15 protein-coding genes are annotated in these 16,702 nt (G+C 55.2%); 11 read left to right on the top strand and 4 right to left on the bottom strand.

Annotation, left to right across the window (positions count from 1 at the left end; all coding sequences use genetic code 11):
- Positions 1-36: 36 nt before the first annotated feature.
- The gene (locus tag E3E25_RS00395) at positions 37-489 is read right to left on the bottom strand and encodes an Lrp/AsnC family transcriptional regulator (protein WP_167892538.1); all 453 of its coding nucleotides are present in this window, start codon (positions 487-489) and stop codon (positions 37-39) included.
- A gap of 117 nt (positions 490-606) precedes the next feature.
- Here E3E25_RS00395 and E3E25_RS00390 point away from each other — a divergent pair, with 117 nt between their 5' ends.
- Entirely contained in the window at positions 607-1,773 is a 1,167-nt protein-coding gene (locus tag E3E25_RS00390; RefSeq protein WP_167891393.1) for a GTP-binding protein, read from the top strand.
- Here E3E25_RS00390 and E3E25_RS00385 read toward each other — a convergent pair.
- A complete protein-coding gene (locus tag E3E25_RS00385; RefSeq protein ID WP_167891392.1) occupies positions 1,770-2,252 on the bottom strand; it encodes a hypothetical protein in 483 nt (160 codons plus the stop codon). The two genes, E3E25_RS00390 and E3E25_RS00385, sit on opposite strands and share 4 nt — an antisense overlap.
- A gap of 180 nt (positions 2,253-2,432) precedes the next feature.
- Here E3E25_RS00385 and E3E25_RS00380 point away from each other — a divergent pair, with 180 nt between their 5' ends.
- The 10 genes from E3E25_RS00380 (at position 2,433) to E3E25_RS00335 (ending at position 14,082) form a co-directional block, all read left to right on the top strand.
- Positions 2,433-2,612: a hypothetical protein gene (locus E3E25_RS00380; RefSeq protein WP_167891391.1), complete on the top strand. Its 180-nt coding sequence runs from the start codon at positions 2,433-2,435 to the stop codon at positions 2,610-2,612.
- Positions 2,609-4,225, top strand: coding sequence for a sodium/proline symporter (locus E3E25_RS00375; protein ID WP_167891390.1), 1,617 nt, complete (start codon positions 2,609-2,611; stop codon positions 4,223-4,225). Before E3E25_RS00380 ends, E3E25_RS00375 begins: the two co-directional genes overlap by 4 nt.
- Positions 4,226-4,365: 140 nt before the next feature.
- Entirely contained in the window at positions 4,366-5,856 is a 1,491-nt protein-coding gene (locus tag E3E25_RS00370) for an FAD-dependent oxidoreductase (RefSeq protein WP_167891389.1), read from the top strand.
- Position 5,857: 1 nt separating this feature from the next.
- The gene (locus E3E25_RS00365) at positions 5,858-7,018 is read left to right on the top strand and encodes an FAD-binding oxidoreductase (RefSeq protein WP_167891388.1); all 1,161 of its coding nucleotides are present in this window, start codon (positions 5,858-5,860) and stop codon (positions 7,016-7,018) included.
- Positions 7,019-7,203: 185 nt separating this feature from the next.
- Positions 7,204-8,376, top strand: a complete 1,173-nt coding sequence (locus E3E25_RS00360; RefSeq protein WP_240910734.1) for an ATP-binding protein — start codon at positions 7,204-7,206, stop codon at positions 8,374-8,376.
- A gap of 125 nt (positions 8,377-8,501) precedes the next feature.
- Positions 8,502-9,563: a galactokinase gene (locus tag E3E25_RS00355; protein WP_167891387.1), complete on the top strand. Its 1,062-nt coding sequence runs from the start codon at positions 8,502-8,504 to the stop codon at positions 9,561-9,563.
- A 1-nt stretch (position 9,564) separates the two neighbouring features.
- Positions 9,565-10,665: a polysaccharide deacetylase family protein gene (locus E3E25_RS00350; protein ID WP_167891386.1), complete on the top strand. Its 1,101-nt coding sequence runs from the start codon at positions 9,565-9,567 to the stop codon at positions 10,663-10,665.
- Positions 10,646-11,980, top strand: coding sequence for an MFS transporter (locus E3E25_RS00345; RefSeq protein ID WP_167891385.1), 1,335 nt, complete (start codon positions 10,646-10,648; stop codon positions 11,978-11,980). The genes E3E25_RS00350 and E3E25_RS00345 overlap by 20 nt, the downstream gene beginning before the upstream one ends.
- The gene (locus tag E3E25_RS00340) at positions 11,977-12,774 is read left to right on the top strand and encodes a PIG-L deacetylase family protein (RefSeq protein ID WP_167891384.1); all 798 of its coding nucleotides are present in this window, start codon (positions 11,977-11,979) and stop codon (positions 12,772-12,774) included. Before E3E25_RS00345 ends, E3E25_RS00340 begins: the two co-directional genes overlap by 4 nt.
- Positions 12,775-14,082 carry a hypothetical protein gene (locus tag E3E25_RS00335; protein WP_167891383.1) on the top strand — a complete coding sequence of 436 codons (1,308 nt, stop codon included), beginning with the start codon at positions 12,775-12,777 and terminating at the stop codon, positions 14,080-14,082. It begins immediately after the preceding gene.
- On the opposite strand, the gene E3E25_RS00330 is transcribed toward E3E25_RS00335, so the two are convergent.
- Both E3E25_RS00330 and E3E25_RS00325 read right to left on the bottom strand, forming a co-directional pair.
- Positions 14,069-15,421, bottom strand: a complete 1,353-nt coding sequence (locus tag E3E25_RS00330) for an ATP-binding protein (protein ID WP_167891382.1) — start codon at positions 15,419-15,421, stop codon at positions 14,069-14,071. The two genes, E3E25_RS00335 and E3E25_RS00330, sit on opposite strands and share 14 nt — an antisense overlap.
- A gap of 24 nt (positions 15,422-15,445) precedes the next feature.
- Positions 15,446-16,702, bottom strand: a complete 1,257-nt coding sequence (locus tag E3E25_RS00325; protein ID WP_167891381.1) for a glycoside hydrolase family 1 protein — start codon at positions 16,700-16,702, stop codon at positions 15,446-15,448.

Raw genomic sequence — 16,702 nt, 5'->3', positions numbered from 1 at the left:
AAAAGGACACTTATAAGACTTTTTGGACAAAAATGTTCAGAGGGGAAGCTCCGTAGTTTCCTTGTGAACCTTCAGGACGACCATAGTATGGGTTGCAACCACGCCTTCGATTTCACCTATCGTATCGAGGAACTCGTTGAGCTCCTCGCTACCCCTGGTTCTTATTTTGACGAGCATGTCGTGGTCCCCAGTGGTCTCGAAAATCTCGACGATCTCCGGATACTTTTTGAGCTCACTCGCCACGTGGGAGTACTCCCCCGCTTTCGCTTTTATCAGTATAAACGCCAGAATCTTGAAGCCGAGGGACTCGGGATCCAGTATGACGGTAAACTTCTTTATTATGCCCCGCTCCTTAAGTTTTTTAATCCTCTCGTAAACGGTCGACTCGGCGAGATTAACCTCTTTGGAGATCTCCCTCAGGGGCGTTCTGCTGTTCTTTTGGAGGATGGCGAGGATCTTTCTGTCTATGTCGTCCAAACCCGTTCGCATGAGCATCACCGCCTGTAAAAAATTTTCGGAAGATTTTATAAACTTGCCGATTTCAGAACCACAGCGTTTATAAAACGCCGCTCGCCTCTTACTTCAGAGCTTCTGGGAGGGTCAGGGATGCCAACCAACGTAACAGCGGAATACCTAGCGGCGGAGGAGGAGTACAGAAACGCCAAGACTATTCCAGAGAAGATTCGGGCCCTCGAAAAGATGTACGCCACTGTGCCAAAGCACAAGGGGACGGAAAAGCTCAGACTCCAGATAAAGCGAAAGCTCGCTGAGTTAAGGAAGGAGCTGGAGAAGCAGCGTCAGATGAAAAAAGGCGGCGGCGGGCCGTCGATGTCGGTGAGGAAGGAAGGCGCGGCACAGATAGTCCTTGCCGGCCTGCCCAACGTCGGAAAGAGCTCACTCATGAAGGCTTTAACCAACGTGGATATAGACGTGGCGGACTACGCATTCACTACGGTTGAACCGATACCGGGCATGATGCACCACAAGGATGTCCAGATACAGCTCGTTGAGGTTCCGGGCCTCGTTGAAGGGGCGGCCCTTGGAAAGGGAATGGGACCCCAGCTCCTCAGCGTCGTAAGAAACGCTGATGCGATAGCCATCGTGGTCGACCTCTCCCAAGACCCTGTGAAGCAGATGGAAACCCTTCTCAAGGAGTTCGAGAGGGCTGGAATAAAGCTGAACAAGCGCCGCCCGAGGGTTGAGATAAAGAGGACAGCAATGGGCGGAATCGTCATCAACGGTCAGGAGAACATCAAGGGGGACATCAGCGAAGTCATGAAGATGCTCAGGGAAGAAAGAATTCACTCAGCGGAGATAACGGTTAAGGAGCCCGTAACGCTGGAGGACTTCGCAGACGCTTTGGATGAAAGCCTCGTCTGGAGGAGGGCGATAATCATAGCCAACAAGGGCGACGCCCCCGGGAGCAGGGAGAACTACGAGAAGCTCGTTGAAGCCTACGGGGACAGGTTCAAGATAATCCCCGTCTCGGCGAAGAGGAAGATACAGCTGGACAAGCTCAAGGACGAGCTCTATGAGCTGGCAGGGATTATTCGCGTCTTCACTAAGAGCCCCGGGGAGGAGCCGGCCTACCCACCGGTGCCGCTGAAGAAGGGTTCAACGGTTATGGATCTGGCGGAGAGGATCCACAAGGACTTCGCCAAGAACTTCCGCTATGCCAGAGTCTGGGGCAGGAGCGTCAAGTTCCCGGGCCAGCGCGTTGGTGCCGACCACGTGCTTGAGGACGGGGATATAGTGGAGATTCACGCTCGTTAGCGGCAGAACGGCCCCCTGCACTTCCTTCCGTCCGTCCCGACGATTGTCTCAAGGCTGAACTCCTTGCCATCCAAGCTGTCCATGATGAGCTTTTCTCCGTTCCTATCAAAAATCCAGAAGACCTTGTATGCCCGGGCATCGCGGATTATCTCTATCCTCGGGAGCCACCACGAGACAACCCTTGAGTTGCCCCAGATTATCGCGCTCTCGAAGGCCTTCATCTTTGCCTCCTCGTAGTCCACGAGCGGTTCCATAACCTTCTTCTCCTCGACGTCCCACTCGTAGAGGTCTATGAAGCCGTCACCCCTCTCCGCCCCGAGACGGTACAGGTCGACGTAGGCGAAGTAGTCAAAGACCCTGTCGCTTCTCCCTAGACGCTTGTAGAAGAGCCTCAAGTGAAATATGTGGTAGGGATACAGAACGAAGTCGGTATCCGGCACCTCGGGTTTGAATATAGGTCTCATGACGTTGACCCTCATATTCCAGCCCCCGAATCTACATGCCCCCATGGCCTATTAACTGTTACTCTTTGTTTGTCACAGTGGCTCAACATCCCGTTCTCAATGGGGAACTGTTAAACCAATATGTTTATATTTTCAAACGCCCATAATGTGGTCTGATGTCCTTTAGTTTGCACCGGTGTATTGGGGTGAAGCAAGATGGGCTTTAGTGGTTCAGCCTGGGCAACGCTCTTGGTACCGACACTTTTGGGTATTTTGACAATGCTGCTGTACGGCTTCTGGGACAGAATAACCGGCAAGGAGTACTACGTGGACGATGAGATTCTGGCATACGACGAAGACCTCATGACAACTCTCAAGGAGGAGGGTAAGCTATGAACAGCGGGATACTGTTTGGTTTTCTGGTGTATCTCGCACTGCTGGCGTACATAGGCTGGTGGGCCAACAGGTACACCAAAACAGAGGACCAGTACTTCGTTGGCGGAAGGAGGGTTCACGTTTTAGCTGCGACCCTCTCCGACAAGGCGAGCGACTTCTCCGGATGGCTGATGCTCGGTTATCCAGGTGCGGCCTTTTCCAGCGGTCTCGGTGCCTTCTGGGCAGGAATCGGCTGTCTCTTCGGTACCCTCGCCGATTACGTCCTCATTGGCCCGAGGCTGAGAATTTACGCGGGTAAATTCAGAGCCATAACCGTGCCCGACTACCTGGAGGCTCGTCTGAAAGACGACACCAAGCTGATAAGAATTCTGAGCGCACTGATAATCGTCATCTTCATGACAGCCTACGTTGCAGCCCAGTTCACGGCCGGAGGAAAGACCTTCGCCGAAGGTTTCGGCATAAGCGACAACACCGGAATCCTCATAACCGTCATCATCCTGACGGCCTACGTTATCACCGGTGGATTCTTCGCCGTCGTCTGGACCGACGTCGTTCAGGCGATGTTCATGCTGCTGACCCTCCTGATAGTTCCTTTCCTGGCCCTCTCAAGGGTTGGCGGTTTTGAGAAGGCCACTCAGATAATAGCCAGCGCCGACCCTGCGAAGCTGCATCCCTTCGGCGGTGCAACGGGTTTAGCGGCGATAGTCTTCGCCATAGGCTACGCCTCATGGATAGTCGGCTACCTGGGTCAGCCCCACATCGTCACCCGTTACATGAGCGTTGAGGACCCGAGGAAGCTCAGAAGGCCGGGTATCTTCATCAGCGGAACCTGGACGATACTCGTCCTCTGGGGTGCGTTCTTCGTCGGATTCCTGGGCTTCGCCATGTATCAGGCAGGAATTCTGAGCGTCAGCGACCCGGAGAAGGTCATTCCAGCGATGGCCGTTGAGCTGATGCCCGGCTGGTTGGCGGGCTTCGTCATAGCGGGTATTATCTCAGCCGTCATGAGTACAGCAGACTCACAGCTTTTGGTTGCTTCCTCGGCCATAGCCAGGGACTTCTACCACAAGGTCCTCGGAAAGGAAGTCGGCAAGAAGCAGATGGTTAACATCTCAAGGCTCGTCGTCTTCGGTGTCGCCCTCGTTGGCCTCTGGTTCGCCATAAGCGGCCCGAAGGTCATCTACCAGATGGTTGCTACAGCATGGGGTGGCTTAGCCGTCGGCTTTGGGCCGATACTAGTGCTCAGCCTCTGGTGGAAGAGGGCAACAAAAGAGGGAGCGATAGTCGGAATGGCCTACGGTCTCATCAGCGAGGTAATCTTCGAGGCAAAGATATACGGCTGGGCTTTCAACCCAGACGCTCCGGGCTTCTTCGGAACGATAGGCGGCTGGTTCAACGGCATACCGGTGTTCTTCATCAACTTCTTCGTAACACTGATAGTCATCATAATCGTCAGCCTTCTCACCAAGCCACCCGAGGACGTTGTCAGACTCCACGAGGAGATATTCAGGAAGGTTCCCGTTGAGACTGGAAGGAAGAGCATCACCGAGACCAGGGCCAAGAGCCAGGTCGAAAACGTCGCCGAGTTCGTCCTTGCCAAGGGAATCGCATGATCCCCTTTTTATTGTTATTTTTGTCAGCGGTTCTCACGGCCTTTAAACCAAAGGTTTTGAACCGTTTTTGGCCAACCTAACATTTATAAGCATCGGTGTATAGATAAGAACGCCTTTTGTAAAATTTTCGAGGTGGGAGCATGAGACCGCTCGACCTGACCGAGAAGGACGGTTCTAAGAAGGTCACGATCTATTTTGAAGGAAAGCCCTACGAGGCCTACGAGGGGGAAAAGATCACCGTCGCACTCCTCGCCAATGGGGTGTACTGGCTTACCAGCAGTACCGAGGGAAGGAAGAGAGGAGCGTTCACCTTCGGCCCCGTTCCGATGGTAATTGATGGGGTAAAGAACGTGAACGCCCGCAAAACGAAGGTAAGGGACGGTATGAGGCTGGAGAGACAGAACTACGGGGACTTCCAGGAGACCGTGGAGATAGACGAGGACAAGCCCGTTGAAAGGCTGGTCGTTGATGTGGCCGTCATCGGAGGCGGCCCGGCTGGAATCGGAACCGTTCTCGAGGTTCAGGAGCACCTTACGGTTGCGCTTATAGAGGAAAAGGGCTGGCTCGGGGGAGACATGTGGCTCAAGGGCCTTCCCCAGGAAGGGTTTGGGCAGAAAAACCCCCAGGAAGCCATTAGGGAGCTCACAGGAAAGTTCAACGAGAACGTCAAAGTTTTCAAGGGCACCATAGCCCTGGGTGTATTCGACAAGGGCGAGTACTTCCTCGTGCCGATAGTTACCGGGGAAAACCGGCTCATCGAGGTAATGGCCAAGCGCGTTGTTCTGGCCGTTGGGGCCGTTGACAACATCCACCTCTTCGAGAACAACGACATGCCCGGCGTCTTCAGGCGCTCCGACCTCCTGGAGGTTCTCAACGTCTGGGGGGTTGCCCCGGGAAGGAAGGTCGCCGTCGTCGGGAGCAAGCCGGGAGAGATAACTGCAGAGCTCGACCGCTGGGGTATCGAATACATCGTCGTCCCGAATCCCAAGCGTGTTGAAGGGGGCGAAAAGGTCGAGAGGCTCATCGACACGAACGGCAACGTCTACGAGGTTGATGCCGTCATCATGGCCGAGGGAAGGAGACCGGACATCAACCCGCCTACCCAGGCAGGAGGAAAGTTGATCTTCAAACACGGCTACTACACCCCGGTTCTCGACTCACAGCACAGGATACGCGACGGAATCTACGTGGCAGGAAGCGCCGTCAGCATAAAGCCCCACTACGCGAACTACCTTGAGGGCAGGCTCGTCGGGGCATACATCCTCCGGGAGTTCGGCTTCGACGCCGAGCCGTGCATCTACGCGGAGAAACTGGATGAGTACGAACCGGAAGCGGTTCAGATTCAGAGCATAGACTTCGGAAGCCTCAACCTTGAGGACGTCCAGATATGTGGCTGCGACGTCTCCCTGAGGAAGGTGGACGACGTGGTCAGGGCCGGAATAACGGACCTGCAGATAATCAAGCGCTTAACGCATCTCGCGATGGGCTTCTGTCAGGGAAGATTCTGTCTCTTCAACGGCGCGGTCGTGGTTTCCCAGAGAACCGGAACTCCGATGGACAGGCTCGACATACCCGTCGCGAGACCTCCGCTTAAGAACGTTAAGATGAAGGTCACCGCGGGGAGGGATTGAAATGCCGAGCAAAGAACTTCCCGAGAGGAGTGAAATCGTCATCATTGGTGGAGGAATAATCGGAGTCACCATAGCTCACGAATTAGCCAAACGCGGGGAAGAGGTCACGGTAATAGAGAAGCGCTTCATAGGTTCCGGCTCCACCTTCCGCTGTGGAACGGGCATAAGACAGCAGTTCAACGATGAAGCGAACGTCAGGGTTATGAAGCGCTCCGTCGAGCTGTGGAAGAAATACAGCGAGGAATACGGCTTCTCCTTCGAGCAGACCGGTTACCTCTTCCTTCTCTACGACGACGATGAGGTCGAGGAGTTCAAGCGCAACATAGCGATACAGAACCGCTTCGGCGTCCCGACGAGGCTCATAACACCCGAGGAGGCGAAGGAGATAGTCCCTCTCCTCGACATCAGCGAGGTCATAGCTGCCTCCTGGAACCCGACAGACGGGAAAGCCGATCCGTTCCACTCGACTGCGAAGTTCGCCCTCCACGCGGAGGAGTTCGGGGCAAAACTGGTGGAGTACACCGAGGTCAAGGACTTCATCATCGAGAACGGCGAGATAAAGGGACTGAAAACGAACAGGGGGATCATCAAGACCGGCACCGTCATCAACGCCACCAACGCATGGGCCAAGCTCATCAACGCGATGGCCGGGATAAAGACCCAGATACCCATAGAGCCCTACAAGCACCAAGCTGTCATCACTCAACCGATAAAGAAGGGCTCGATAAACCCAATGGTCATATCATTCAAGTACGGCCACGCATACCTCACCCAGACGGCCCACGGCGGTGTCGTTGGCGGCGTCGGCTACGAGCTGGGGCCAACCTATGACCTCAACCCGACCTACGAGTTCCTCCGCGAAGTAAGTTATTACTTCACCAAAATCATCCCGGCACTGAGGGAGCTGCTCATACTGAGAACCTGGGCCGGCTACTACGCCAAAACCCCGGACAGCAACGCCGCCATAGGAAGGATAGAGGAGCTGGACGACTACTACATAGCGGCCGGCTTCAGCGGGCACGGCTTCATGATGGCCCCGGCGGTTGCCGAAATGATGGCAGACCTTGTGACGAAGGGAAGAACGGACCTCCCAGTCGAGTGGTATGACCCGTACCGCTTCGAAAGGGGAGAACTGAGAACGACGGCGATTCAGATGGGCTGAAGTTTTTCTTTTTCTCACATCATCCAGAGGAAAAGCTCCCTTCTTTTTTCTTCTAGAGGGGCCTATATGGAGCTCTTCCAGCTATAGCTTTCGGGGCATATGCAAGAATGACCTTCCATGGTTTATGAGCACATGTAAACTTTAGATTAGCAATCTTTATAAATACTTGTAAAGTACTATTTTACATGATGTCCGAGAGCATGATGGAGGAACAAAACCCCTGGTGGTTTCATGAGACCGACCCGGACTGGGAAGAGTTCGAAGAGCTTGAATACAGGGTTATGCCCAAGTGGACGTCTAAAATATCTCTGGTTCCTTTTTCCCTCAACATCGTCATTGGGCCGAGAAGGGTCGGCAAAACCATGGGGATGAAACTTCTCATAAGAGAACTCTTAAGGAGGGAAGAAAATCCCTATGCCCTATTCTACTTCGACTGCGGGGTTTTGGAGAACTACAGGGAAATCGTTGAGGTTGTGAACGAATACATCAAAATCAAGGAGCGCAAGGGGATAAAAACCTCCTACATCTTTCTGGACGAGGTTACGCTCGTGCCTGATTGGTGGAGAGCCGTTAAGTACCTGGTTGACAGGAGAAAGCTGAAATTGGACGTGATAACGATTACTGGCTCGGTGACCATAGCCGCAGAAAGGCACATAGGGGCGTTTGGGGGCAGGCAGGGCAACGGGAAGACCGTTGAAGTCATGCCGCTCAGCTTTCGAGGGTACTATAACTTATTCCATGAGGATTTCTTTCCCTCGAAGGGCCAAGAAGTCTTTGAGAGATACCTTGAAACCGGTGGCTACCTGGCCTACCTCAATCGAAAGCTCAGAACGAATGAGGTCGTGTCGGTTATAAAAGCAGATGTTAGAGCACTCGGAAAGAGCACGAGCGCCGCGAGGGATGTCATCGGCGCTATTCTGGATGTGGCTCCAGATCCGGTATCACTCAGGAAGCTCGCGGAGAGAGCCGGCGTCTCGGCCCCGACCGTTAGGGAATACCTGGAGCTCTTCGAGGGACTCCACATCCTTCTCCCCATCCCCTTCATAGATGCTGGGGGAAGAATCCTCCCAAGAAAGGATAGGAAGTTCGCAATCAGGGATCCCCTCCTGGCGAGGGCAGTGGCCCAGTGGACCGGGAGGGAGCTAAGTAGGGCGGTTCTTTACGAGTGGGTTGTTCAGGAGCACCTCTACCGGAGATTCGGCGAGATCTTCTACTTTAGAACCGACTGGTACGAGATAGACGCCATTGCTGGCGGCATGAAGGTTGAGGTGAAGTCAGGGCTGTCCAGGAGAGGCTATCCGAGGGACGTCCTCGTCCTTGAGGGAAGGAACGTGCCGGAGTTTTTGTACGGGCTTTAGGGACGAAACCCAAAAATTCTACACCGACGCGGCACAGCACATCTACAACCTGCTAAAACAATACACGAACGCCTGAGACTCGCTACCCTTAAATATTTTCAAGCCTAACCCCTCTGGGTGGAATCATGTACCGCGTTGATTCTCCCGGAAGGGTCAACCTGATCGGCGAGCACACGGACTACGCGCTCGGCTACGTCATGCCGATGGCGATAGACCTCTACACGGTTCTGCACGCCCAGAAGAACGAGAGGGTCAGGGTGTACTCTCAAATTTTTCGAGAGGTCAGGGAGTTCAGCCTCGATGAAATCAGAAAAGCTAACGACTGGGTGGACTACATCAGGGGAATCTTCTGGGCCCTGGGAGAAGAGGGCTACGCCATCGGGGGGATGAAGGGAATCCTCGGCGGAGACCTGCCAATAGGCTCCGGGCTGAGCTCCTCGGCGAGCCTTGAGATTGCCGTTTTAGCCTTTCTCAACGAGGCCTATAATCTAAACCTCACCCCAATAGAGATGGCCCTCCTCGCCCAGAAGGCGGAGAACGAGTTCGTCGGCGTCCCCTGCGGCATACTCGACCAGTTCACGGTCGTCCACGGGAGAAGAGACCACCTCATATTCCTAGACACCGACACGCTAAGGCACGAATACATAAGGCTCCCAAAGGATGTGGGGATTCTCGTGTTCTACACTGGAGTTAAGAGGGAGCTGGCTGACTCCGCCTACGCCGAGAGAAGGAAAGTCGCGGAGGAAACGCTGAGGCTCTTGGGAAGGAGAACATCCAAGGAAGTCGAAGAGAAAGACCTGAGGGGCCTTCCTTCGCTCTACCGGCGCTTCTTTGGATACATAGTGAGGGAAAACAGGCGCGTCCTTGAGGCGAGGGACGCACTGCGGAACGGCGATATTGGAACCTTCGGCGAGCTGATGACTGCCTCGCACTGGGATTTGGCCAGGAACTACGAGGTCTCAAGCGAGGAGCTGGACTTCTTCGTGAGAAAAGCAACTGAACTCGGTGCCTATGGAGCCAAGCTGACCGGTGCCGGCTTCGGCGGCTCCGCTGTGGCTATAGTCCCCGAGGAGCTCGCGGTGGACATTGCCATGAGGGTCACCGACGAGTACGTCAGGCACTTCAACTGGGAGCCCGATTACCACCTCGTCAGCCCGAGCGACGGGGTGAGCGTGAGGAGGGTCTGAGTTGATCGCTCTCCTCCTCCACGGCAACCTGCAGTACGCTGAGATACCGAAGGGGGAGATAGGAAAGGTCATCGAGAAGGCCTACGTGCCGGTCCTCTCGGCGCTCCTCAAAAGGGAGATCCCCTTCGCCCTCAACATCACAGGTTTCACGCTCGAACTCCTTCCGAAGAACGTGTTGATGCTCATACGCGATGGAATCGAGTCGGGGCTGGTAGAGGTAACCGGGACCGCCTACAGCCACGCGATACTGCCGCTTTTGAGCCTCGACAGGGTTGAAGCCCAGGTAGTAAAGGACAGGGAAGTAAAGGAGAGCCTCCTCGAAGTCTCTCCAAAGCTCTTCTTCCCGCCGGAGCTGGCCTACGACCCGATCCTGCCGGCTATACTCCGGGACAACGGCTATAGCGAAGTCTTCGTTGACGGAGAAGCCCTCATCCTCTCCAGCCACCTCAACAGGGCGATAAAGCCCGTGAAGCCCCTCTATCCCCACCTCATTAAAGCCCAGCGGGGCGAGGGCAACAGGTACGTCAACTACCTCCTCGGCCTGAGGGAGCTGAAAAAGTCGCTGGAACTAGTCTTTCCGGGCAAGGTGACCCTCAAAGCGGTTAAGGAGATCGAGGCGATACCGGTATGGGTGAACGTGAACACCGTTGTCATGCTCGGTGCCGGAAGGTTCCCGCTGATGAACCCTAGAAAGGCCGCGAAGTGGCTGGAAAACCTCGACGACATCATCCTCTACGGCACCGACATAGAGTTCCTCGGCTACCGTCCATTGGCGGACTACCTGATAACCGCCGATTCTTTCCTCGAAGTCTTTGATACTCTGGGAAGGGAGGTAAAGCTTCCGAGCGAGCTCCCCCACTCCGGAAGGAGGCTCTACCTGAGGACTTCGAGCTGGACTCCCGACAAAAGCCTCGCAATATGGAGCCTCGACGACGGCAACGCCAGGCTGAACTTCCTTTCGCGGAATCTGAGGGGAGAAAAGGCATTCCTCGCAGAGAACAGCGATGCAAGGGGATGGGAGCCCCTGCCCGAGAGGAGGCTCGACGCGTTTAGGGCAATCTATGAAGCCTGGAGGGGTGTAGATGGGAAACCTAAGGAATAAGCTCTCCATACTCCTTCTCGTCCTGATGGCGGCCTTCCTGATGGCCGACCAGAACCTTTTACCGCCAAACTACCAGCAGATAATGGCCGAGTTCGGGATAAGCGAGACCCAGATGGGGCTCGTCTCGACGATATTCGTCGCAACGAGCGCGCTAATAACGATAGTCTGGGGTTTCCTCTCCGACATCAAGGGGAGGAAGAAGCTCCTCGTTGTGGGCGTTCTCCTCGGCGAGATACCCTGCTTCCTGACGGCCTTCGTCAGCAGCTACTACGAGCTCCTCCTCATGAGGCTCTTCACTGGGATTGGGGTCGGCTCCATAATCCCGATAGGATACTCCCTCATAGCGGACATGTTTCCAAGCGAGGAGCGCGGAAAGGGCTACGCCTTCATACAGACCGCCTTCGGCTTCGGAACCCTATTTGGCATGATAATGGCCGGCCTTATCGGGAGCTGGAGGCTCCCCTTCATCCTCGCCTCGGTTCCAAACTTCATTCTCGCGCCCCTCTTCTACGTTATAGCAGAGGAGCCCAAGAGGGGCGCCGGGGAGGAGGAGGTCAGGAAGCTCATCGAGATGGGAGTGGAGTACACCTACCGGCTGAGCTGGGAGGCCGTTAGAAAGTCCTTCAGGACGAAGACGAACCTCCTCATATTCCTCCAGGGCCTGGCCGGGACCGTCCCCTGGGGCGTCCTGATGTACTGGCTCGTCTCGTTCCTCATAGTGACGAGGGGGATGGCAAAGGAAACCGCAACCTTCGTTCTGCTGATCCTCGGAATAGCAACCGTGGTAGGAACCCTCGTCGGAGGCTACGTGGGAGACTACTTCGAGAGGAGAAGCCCCGGGGGCAGGGCGCTGGTGACGGGAATGGCAGTCTTCCTCGGGATGATAGCGGCGATTGGGGTCATAGTCTACCCGCTCCCACCGGAACTCTCCCTCAAGGGCTGGCTCGCACTGACGGTCTACTCGATACTCTTCCTCCAGCTCGTCAGCTTCGCGGGACCGAACGTTACGGCGATAATCTCCCAGGTTAACCTACCCGAGGACAGGGGGACGGTCTTTGGAGTGTTCAACATCATAGACAACGTCGGAAAGGCCCTCGGCCCGCTCTTCGGCGGGTTCCTAATTGAGGCGCTCAGAAAAGCGGGCTACACCAACGCCCAGGCCTACGAGTACACACTCATAATAGGCTCGCTCTTCTGGACGCTCTGCGCCCTCGTGTGGTTCTGGATAAGGCATCAGTATCCAAAGGACCGGGAGGAGGTCAGGGAGATACTCAGGAAGCGTACCTGGGAACTTTTGGGGGGTGATGTAGCTTGAAGCCTTTTCTCCTCGCCAGGGCTAAGCTCAGGGGGGTTTCGCCCGGCGAGTTCAGGGAGCTTTTGAAGGAAACCCTGGGCTTCGACGTGGAAAGGCCCTTCGAGGGCGTCGAAAGGATACTCTGCGTCCAGCCGCATCCTGACGACTGCGAGCTCGCCGTTGGGGGAACGCTGGCGAAGCTCTCGCGGGAGGGAAGGGAGATAACCTACCTCACACTGACTGACGGCTCGGCGGGAAGCAGGGAGATTCCGCCAGAGAAGCTGAAGGAAGTCCGGAGAGAGGAGCAGGAGAAGGCGGCGGAGATAATAGGCGTCAAAAAGCTCATCTGGCTCGATTACCCTGATACAAAGCTCCCCCACAGCGAGAACCTCAGGAATGAAATACTGCGGATAATCCGTTCGGAAAAGCCCCACCTCGTCCTCGCCCCCGACCCCTGGCTGGCCTACGATGTCCATCCCGACCACAGGAACGCGGGGTTCTCAACGGGGGAGGCGGCCTTCTTCTCCGCCCTTCCAAGCGTCGGGGAGGGGGAGCCTTGGGAGGTAAAGTCACTCGGCTTCTACTACACGGACAATCCAAACTACATTGAGGACATAGGAGATTTCCTCAAGCTCAAGCTGAAGGCCTTGAAAGCCCACAAGAGCCAGTTCGGGAGCGAGTGGAGTTCGTGGGAGGTCTTCGTGAAGAGCATAGCCAGGTTCTACGGGGAGATAGCGGGCTTCAAATACGGCGAGGGGCTGAAGATTCTCCCCACGGTTCTCTTCCACGCAAACCCGCTTGCGGGGGTGCTGTGAATGAGGGTAGCCTTCATCGGAGCCGGAAGCATATTCACCCCTCTGGGCCTCTACACGATAGCCACGAGCGAGGTTCTGGAGAACGCCGAGATATACCTCATCGAGATTGACGACGAGCGGAGGAAGTTAATAACGGCCTTAGCGGAGAAGATAAAGAGGACCTTCAAGGCAGGCTTCACCGTCACTTCCCTTGAGAGCGTCGAGGGACTCGAAAACTACGGCGTCGACTACGCGGTCATCTCCGTCGAGAAGGAGCGGTACGAACGCTGGAGGCTGGACTTCGAGATTCCCCATAGGTACGGCATCAGGCAGGTTCTCGGGGAGAACGGTGGTTTAGGTGGACTCGCCCATACCCTACGAGTAGTCCCGCTGGTTCTGGAAATAGCGAGAAGGGTAGAGGACGTTAACAGAGACGCACGGGTCTTCATTTACTCCAACCCGGAGCCAAGGGTGACCTACGCGGTTCTGAACTATACAAGCTTAAAAAACGTCTACGGCCTCTGCACGGGCTACCTTGAGAGGAAGGAAATGCTGGCCCCCCTGCTGAAGGCCGACGAGAGGGGGATAAGCCTCATCGCCGGCGGCCTGAACCACTTCACCTGGATAAAGGAGCTCCGCATTAACGGCGAGGACGCATATCCACAGCTTGACGAAGCCTTAAAGAAAAGGCCGGACTTCGAGCCTTTGAGCCAGCTTCTCTACCGGACGTACGGCCTCTTCCCCTCGCCGGACGACAACCACATAGGGGAGTACCTGAGCTTCGCCTGGCCGTTAATTCCGGAGGAGAAAAAGGGGCTTAAATGGATAGAGAGAACCAGGAAGGAGGGGGATGAGGTAAGGAGACTTTTGAGGCTGTTCCTCCGCGGTCTCGTCCCCAGGTTCGCCTTCAACCGATTCGTCAAGTTCCCAGACGTTGCCATGAACGTCGTTGAGGGACTTGAGGGCAGAGAAAAGCTCCAGGAGGCCATAAACGTCCCCAACAGGAGTTATATTGACCTGCCTGAAGGCACGATAGTAGAGGTTCCGGCGGAGGTCTCGCCGAAGGGAGTGAAGCCGCTCCGCGTCGAGCTCCCGCGGGAGGCTTTAGCCCCTCTCAGAGTTCAGGCGGAGATACAGCGGTTATCGGCGGAGGCAGCGGTAGAAGGAAACGTTGAGAAGGTGATAAAAGCTGTGCTCCTCGACCCGGTCGTCCACGACGCCGAGGCTGGGCTGAGGGCCATGGCCGAGCTGATGAGGGCTCACCTCGACATGATGCCACAGTTCACTGAGGGTGATGTGGAAGAGATAAAGGGATTTATTCACCGGTGATATCATGAATGTCCCAGAGCAGGGGAGCCGGCCGTTCCACGAACTCCCTGGCAACTATGCCAGTATGAACCTCCCATCCGTCAAGTCCCATCAGGGCGGCTTTCCTCTCCAGGTCTTTTCTTATTCCCCAGACCTCTCGGGGGCTCAGTTTCCTCCACTTGACCTCAACAAGGAGGGCCTTTTTCTCTTTCTCGTCCAAGGCTACTAGGTCGACTTCTTCCCCCTTCCACCACCATCTCCCTATACGGGTGAACCTGAAGGGGAGCTTTCCATTTCTGTTGATGAGCATGATGTGCTGAAGGGCCACCTTCTCGTAAACCCTCCCCAGGTATAGGTTAAACTTTTTCCTGAAGTTCTCAAGAGGGACATCGGGGAGGCCGAGCTCTATCTCCTCCTTGAAGGGATAGACGAAGGAGTAGTAGAAGGCAAAGTAGTTGTCCGATAGACTGTATCTCGCCCCCTTCCTCTTCCTGGAAACCCCAGGAAGCACCGGGTATTCTTTCCTGACTATCTCCAGCTCCCCAAGGACAGAGAGATAACGGGAAAGTTTCGAGCCGTCCATTCCAGTTTTGGTTCTGATCTCGTTGAAGGACGTGTACCCAGAGGCTATCGCCTCAAGGATTGTGTTGTAAGTGCTCAGGTCCCTGAGCTCATAGCGCAGGAGAAGTTCAGCTTCTTCGTAGAGGTATCCCTTCCCGAAGAATTCCCGGACCACGTTCTCCTCCACCGATAAGGAGGGGTCAAAGCGAAGCAGGTACTCAGGAATACCGTCAAGAACGCCATATGCCCTAACCAGTTCCTCAGGAGAATAGCCCGGAAAGAACCCTCCAATGTGCCTGAACTCCAGGGGTTTAACCTTAATTGTCATGGTTCTTCTGCCATGGAGTGGACTTCCGTAGTCCGTGAGTCTCTTCATCATTGACACACTAGAACCGCACAGAATGATGCTCCCTCCCTCACCGAAGTCCCAGTACTCCTGAAGAAGACCCAGTATCCGGGGATAGTTCTTTACGAGTACCGGGAACTCGTCGAGAACCAGTACTGTTCCGCTAGCGCTCAGGAGATTAAAGAGTTCATCGAAGGAAGAAGGTGGGTGCTCCAAGAATTTAATATCTCCCGTAACGCGGTAGAGCTTTTTAGAGAGGCTGACGAGCGTTTCTCTGGGCTCTTCCTCTTTGCATAAGTGGTACACGTGGGGAATGCCTTTCAGGGCCTCGATTATCAGTCTCGTCTTGCCTACCCTTCTCCGACCGTAAACTATGATGAGCGAGCGTTTTTTCAGGTACTCCCCCAGCTTCCGCAACTCCTCAGAGCGGTTTACGAACTCTTGCATAATCATGGTTATATATTTGCGATTAGGCATTTAAAGTTTTTCCCAAAGGCCGTACTTCTCAAGCAGCCCGTCGCTTACTCCTCCGTTCTTTGCGATTTCGCCGTAGATGCGGGCGCTTTTCCTCGGCCTCCTCCCAAAGGTATCGTAGTCGACTTCTATGAGTCCAAACCGCGGCCTGAAGCCCTCGGCCCACTCGTAGTTGTCCAGCAAAGACCAGTAGAAGTAGCCCCTCACGTCGATGCCCTCTTCAATGGCTTTGTGGACATACTGGAGGTGCTGGACTATGAACTCGACGCGCCATTCGTCGTCGAGCGTCGCTATTCCGTTCTCGGTGACGTAGAGCGGAAGGCCGTACTCTGAAAAGGCCTTTAATCCTTCGTAGATGCCCTTCGGATAGACGCTCCAGCCCATGTCTGTCTTCCTGCCCACGTTGGCGTCTTCAACGACGAAGCGTTTGAGCGGGTTTCTCGAAGCCCTGACTTTCATGATGTTGTAGTAGTTCATCCCGAGCCAGTCGAGGCCGCTTGCCGGAACGTCGAAGGTTCTCATGAAACCCCTGAATCCCCCGGTTAGGATTCCGTCAAGGAGCGAACGGTTGAAGGTGTAGTCTATCCCGTCCCTCGCCTTTTTATCCCTCTCAGAATCGCTCGCCGGCACGAAGTGCGGGCGGTTCTTCACTATCCCGACCCTGAACTTGCCGTGAAGAATCTCGTAGGCGATGGCGTGGGCCCTGATCAGGTTTGCAGCGACCTTCTCGGCCTTCAGAGGGTTCTTTCTGAAGGGCGGCCACATCCCCTCGACGTATGAGGCCACGACGTAGACCATCGGCTCGTTGAAGGTCGCCACCAGCTCAACGCCCTCTATGTTGTCGGCTATCAGCTCCACGTAGCTCCTCCAGTGCTCAAGGTTGTCTTTCCTCTCAAAGCCTCCCCTGAGGGCGAACCAAGTTGGAAGTGTGAAGTGGTGGAGCGTGAGCATCGGGGTAATCCCGTTCTCTCTGAGCAGGTCGATTATCCCCTGGTAGCGCATTAACGCCTCCTCGTTCGGCCTTCCCTCCTCTGGAAAAATGCGACCCCATTCGATAGAAAAGCGATAGGCTTTATAGCCCAGCTCCGCCATCAGCCCGATGTCCTTTTCGTAAAGCTCCCAGGAGTTGCAGGCCTTCCCTGCCGGCGGGAGCTTTCCCTTTTCGGCCCAGTACCACCAGTCGCTCCAGACGTTGTCACCCTCAATCTGGTAGGAAGAAGTTGCCGTCCCGAAGAGAAATCCATCCGGGAACCTGAGCAT

This window comes from Thermococcus sp. MAR1 (assembly GCF_012027305.1).
Classification (GTDB): Archaea; Methanobacteriota_B; Thermococci; order Thermococcales; family Thermococcaceae; genus Thermococcus.
Note: the sequence above shows the minus strand (reverse complement) of the source record. Positions and strands in the feature narration are given on the sequence as shown.

Excerpts from the sequence above, each read along its gene's own strand:
- E3E25_RS00395 (WP_167892538.1), bottom strand. The coding sequence starts at position 489 with ATGCGAACGGGTTTGGACGACATAGACAGAAAGATCCTCGCCATCCTC.
- E3E25_RS00390 (WP_167891393.1), top strand. The coding sequence starts at position 607 with ATGCCAACCAACGTAACAGCGGAATACCTAGCGGCGGAGGAGGAGTAC.
- E3E25_RS00385 (WP_167891392.1), bottom strand. The coding sequence starts at position 2,252 with ATGAGGGTCAACGTCATGAGACCTATATTCAAACCCGAGGTGCCGGAT.
- E3E25_RS00380 (WP_167891391.1), top strand. The coding sequence starts at position 2,433 with ATGGGCTTTAGTGGTTCAGCCTGGGCAACGCTCTTGGTACCGACACTT.
- E3E25_RS00375 (WP_167891390.1), top strand. The coding sequence starts at position 2,609 with ATGAACAGCGGGATACTGTTTGGTTTTCTGGTGTATCTCGCACTGCTG.
- E3E25_RS00370 (WP_167891389.1), top strand. The coding sequence starts at position 4,366 with ATGAGACCGCTCGACCTGACCGAGAAGGACGGTTCTAAGAAGGTCACG.
- E3E25_RS00365 (WP_167891388.1), top strand. The coding sequence starts at position 5,858 with ATGCCGAGCAAAGAACTTCCCGAGAGGAGTGAAATCGTCATCATTGGT.
- E3E25_RS00360 (WP_240910734.1), top strand. The coding sequence starts at position 7,204 with ATGATGTCCGAGAGCATGATGGAGGAACAAAACCCCTGGTGGTTTCAT.
- E3E25_RS00355 (WP_167891387.1), top strand. The coding sequence starts at position 8,502 with ATGTACCGCGTTGATTCTCCCGGAAGGGTCAACCTGATCGGCGAGCAC.
- E3E25_RS00345 (WP_167891385.1), top strand. The coding sequence starts at position 10,646 with ATGGGAAACCTAAGGAATAAGCTCTCCATACTCCTTCTCGTCCTGATG.
- E3E25_RS00335 (WP_167891383.1), top strand. The coding sequence starts at position 12,775 with ATGAGGGTAGCCTTCATCGGAGCCGGAAGCATATTCACCCCTCTGGGC.
- E3E25_RS00330 (WP_167891382.1), bottom strand. The coding sequence starts at position 15,421 with ATGATTATGCAAGAGTTCGTAAACCGCTCTGAGGAGTTGCGGAAGCTG.
- E3E25_RS00325 (WP_167891381.1), bottom strand. The coding sequence starts at position 16,702 with ATGCTCAGGTTCCCGGATGGATTTCTCTTCGGGACGGCAACTTCTTCC.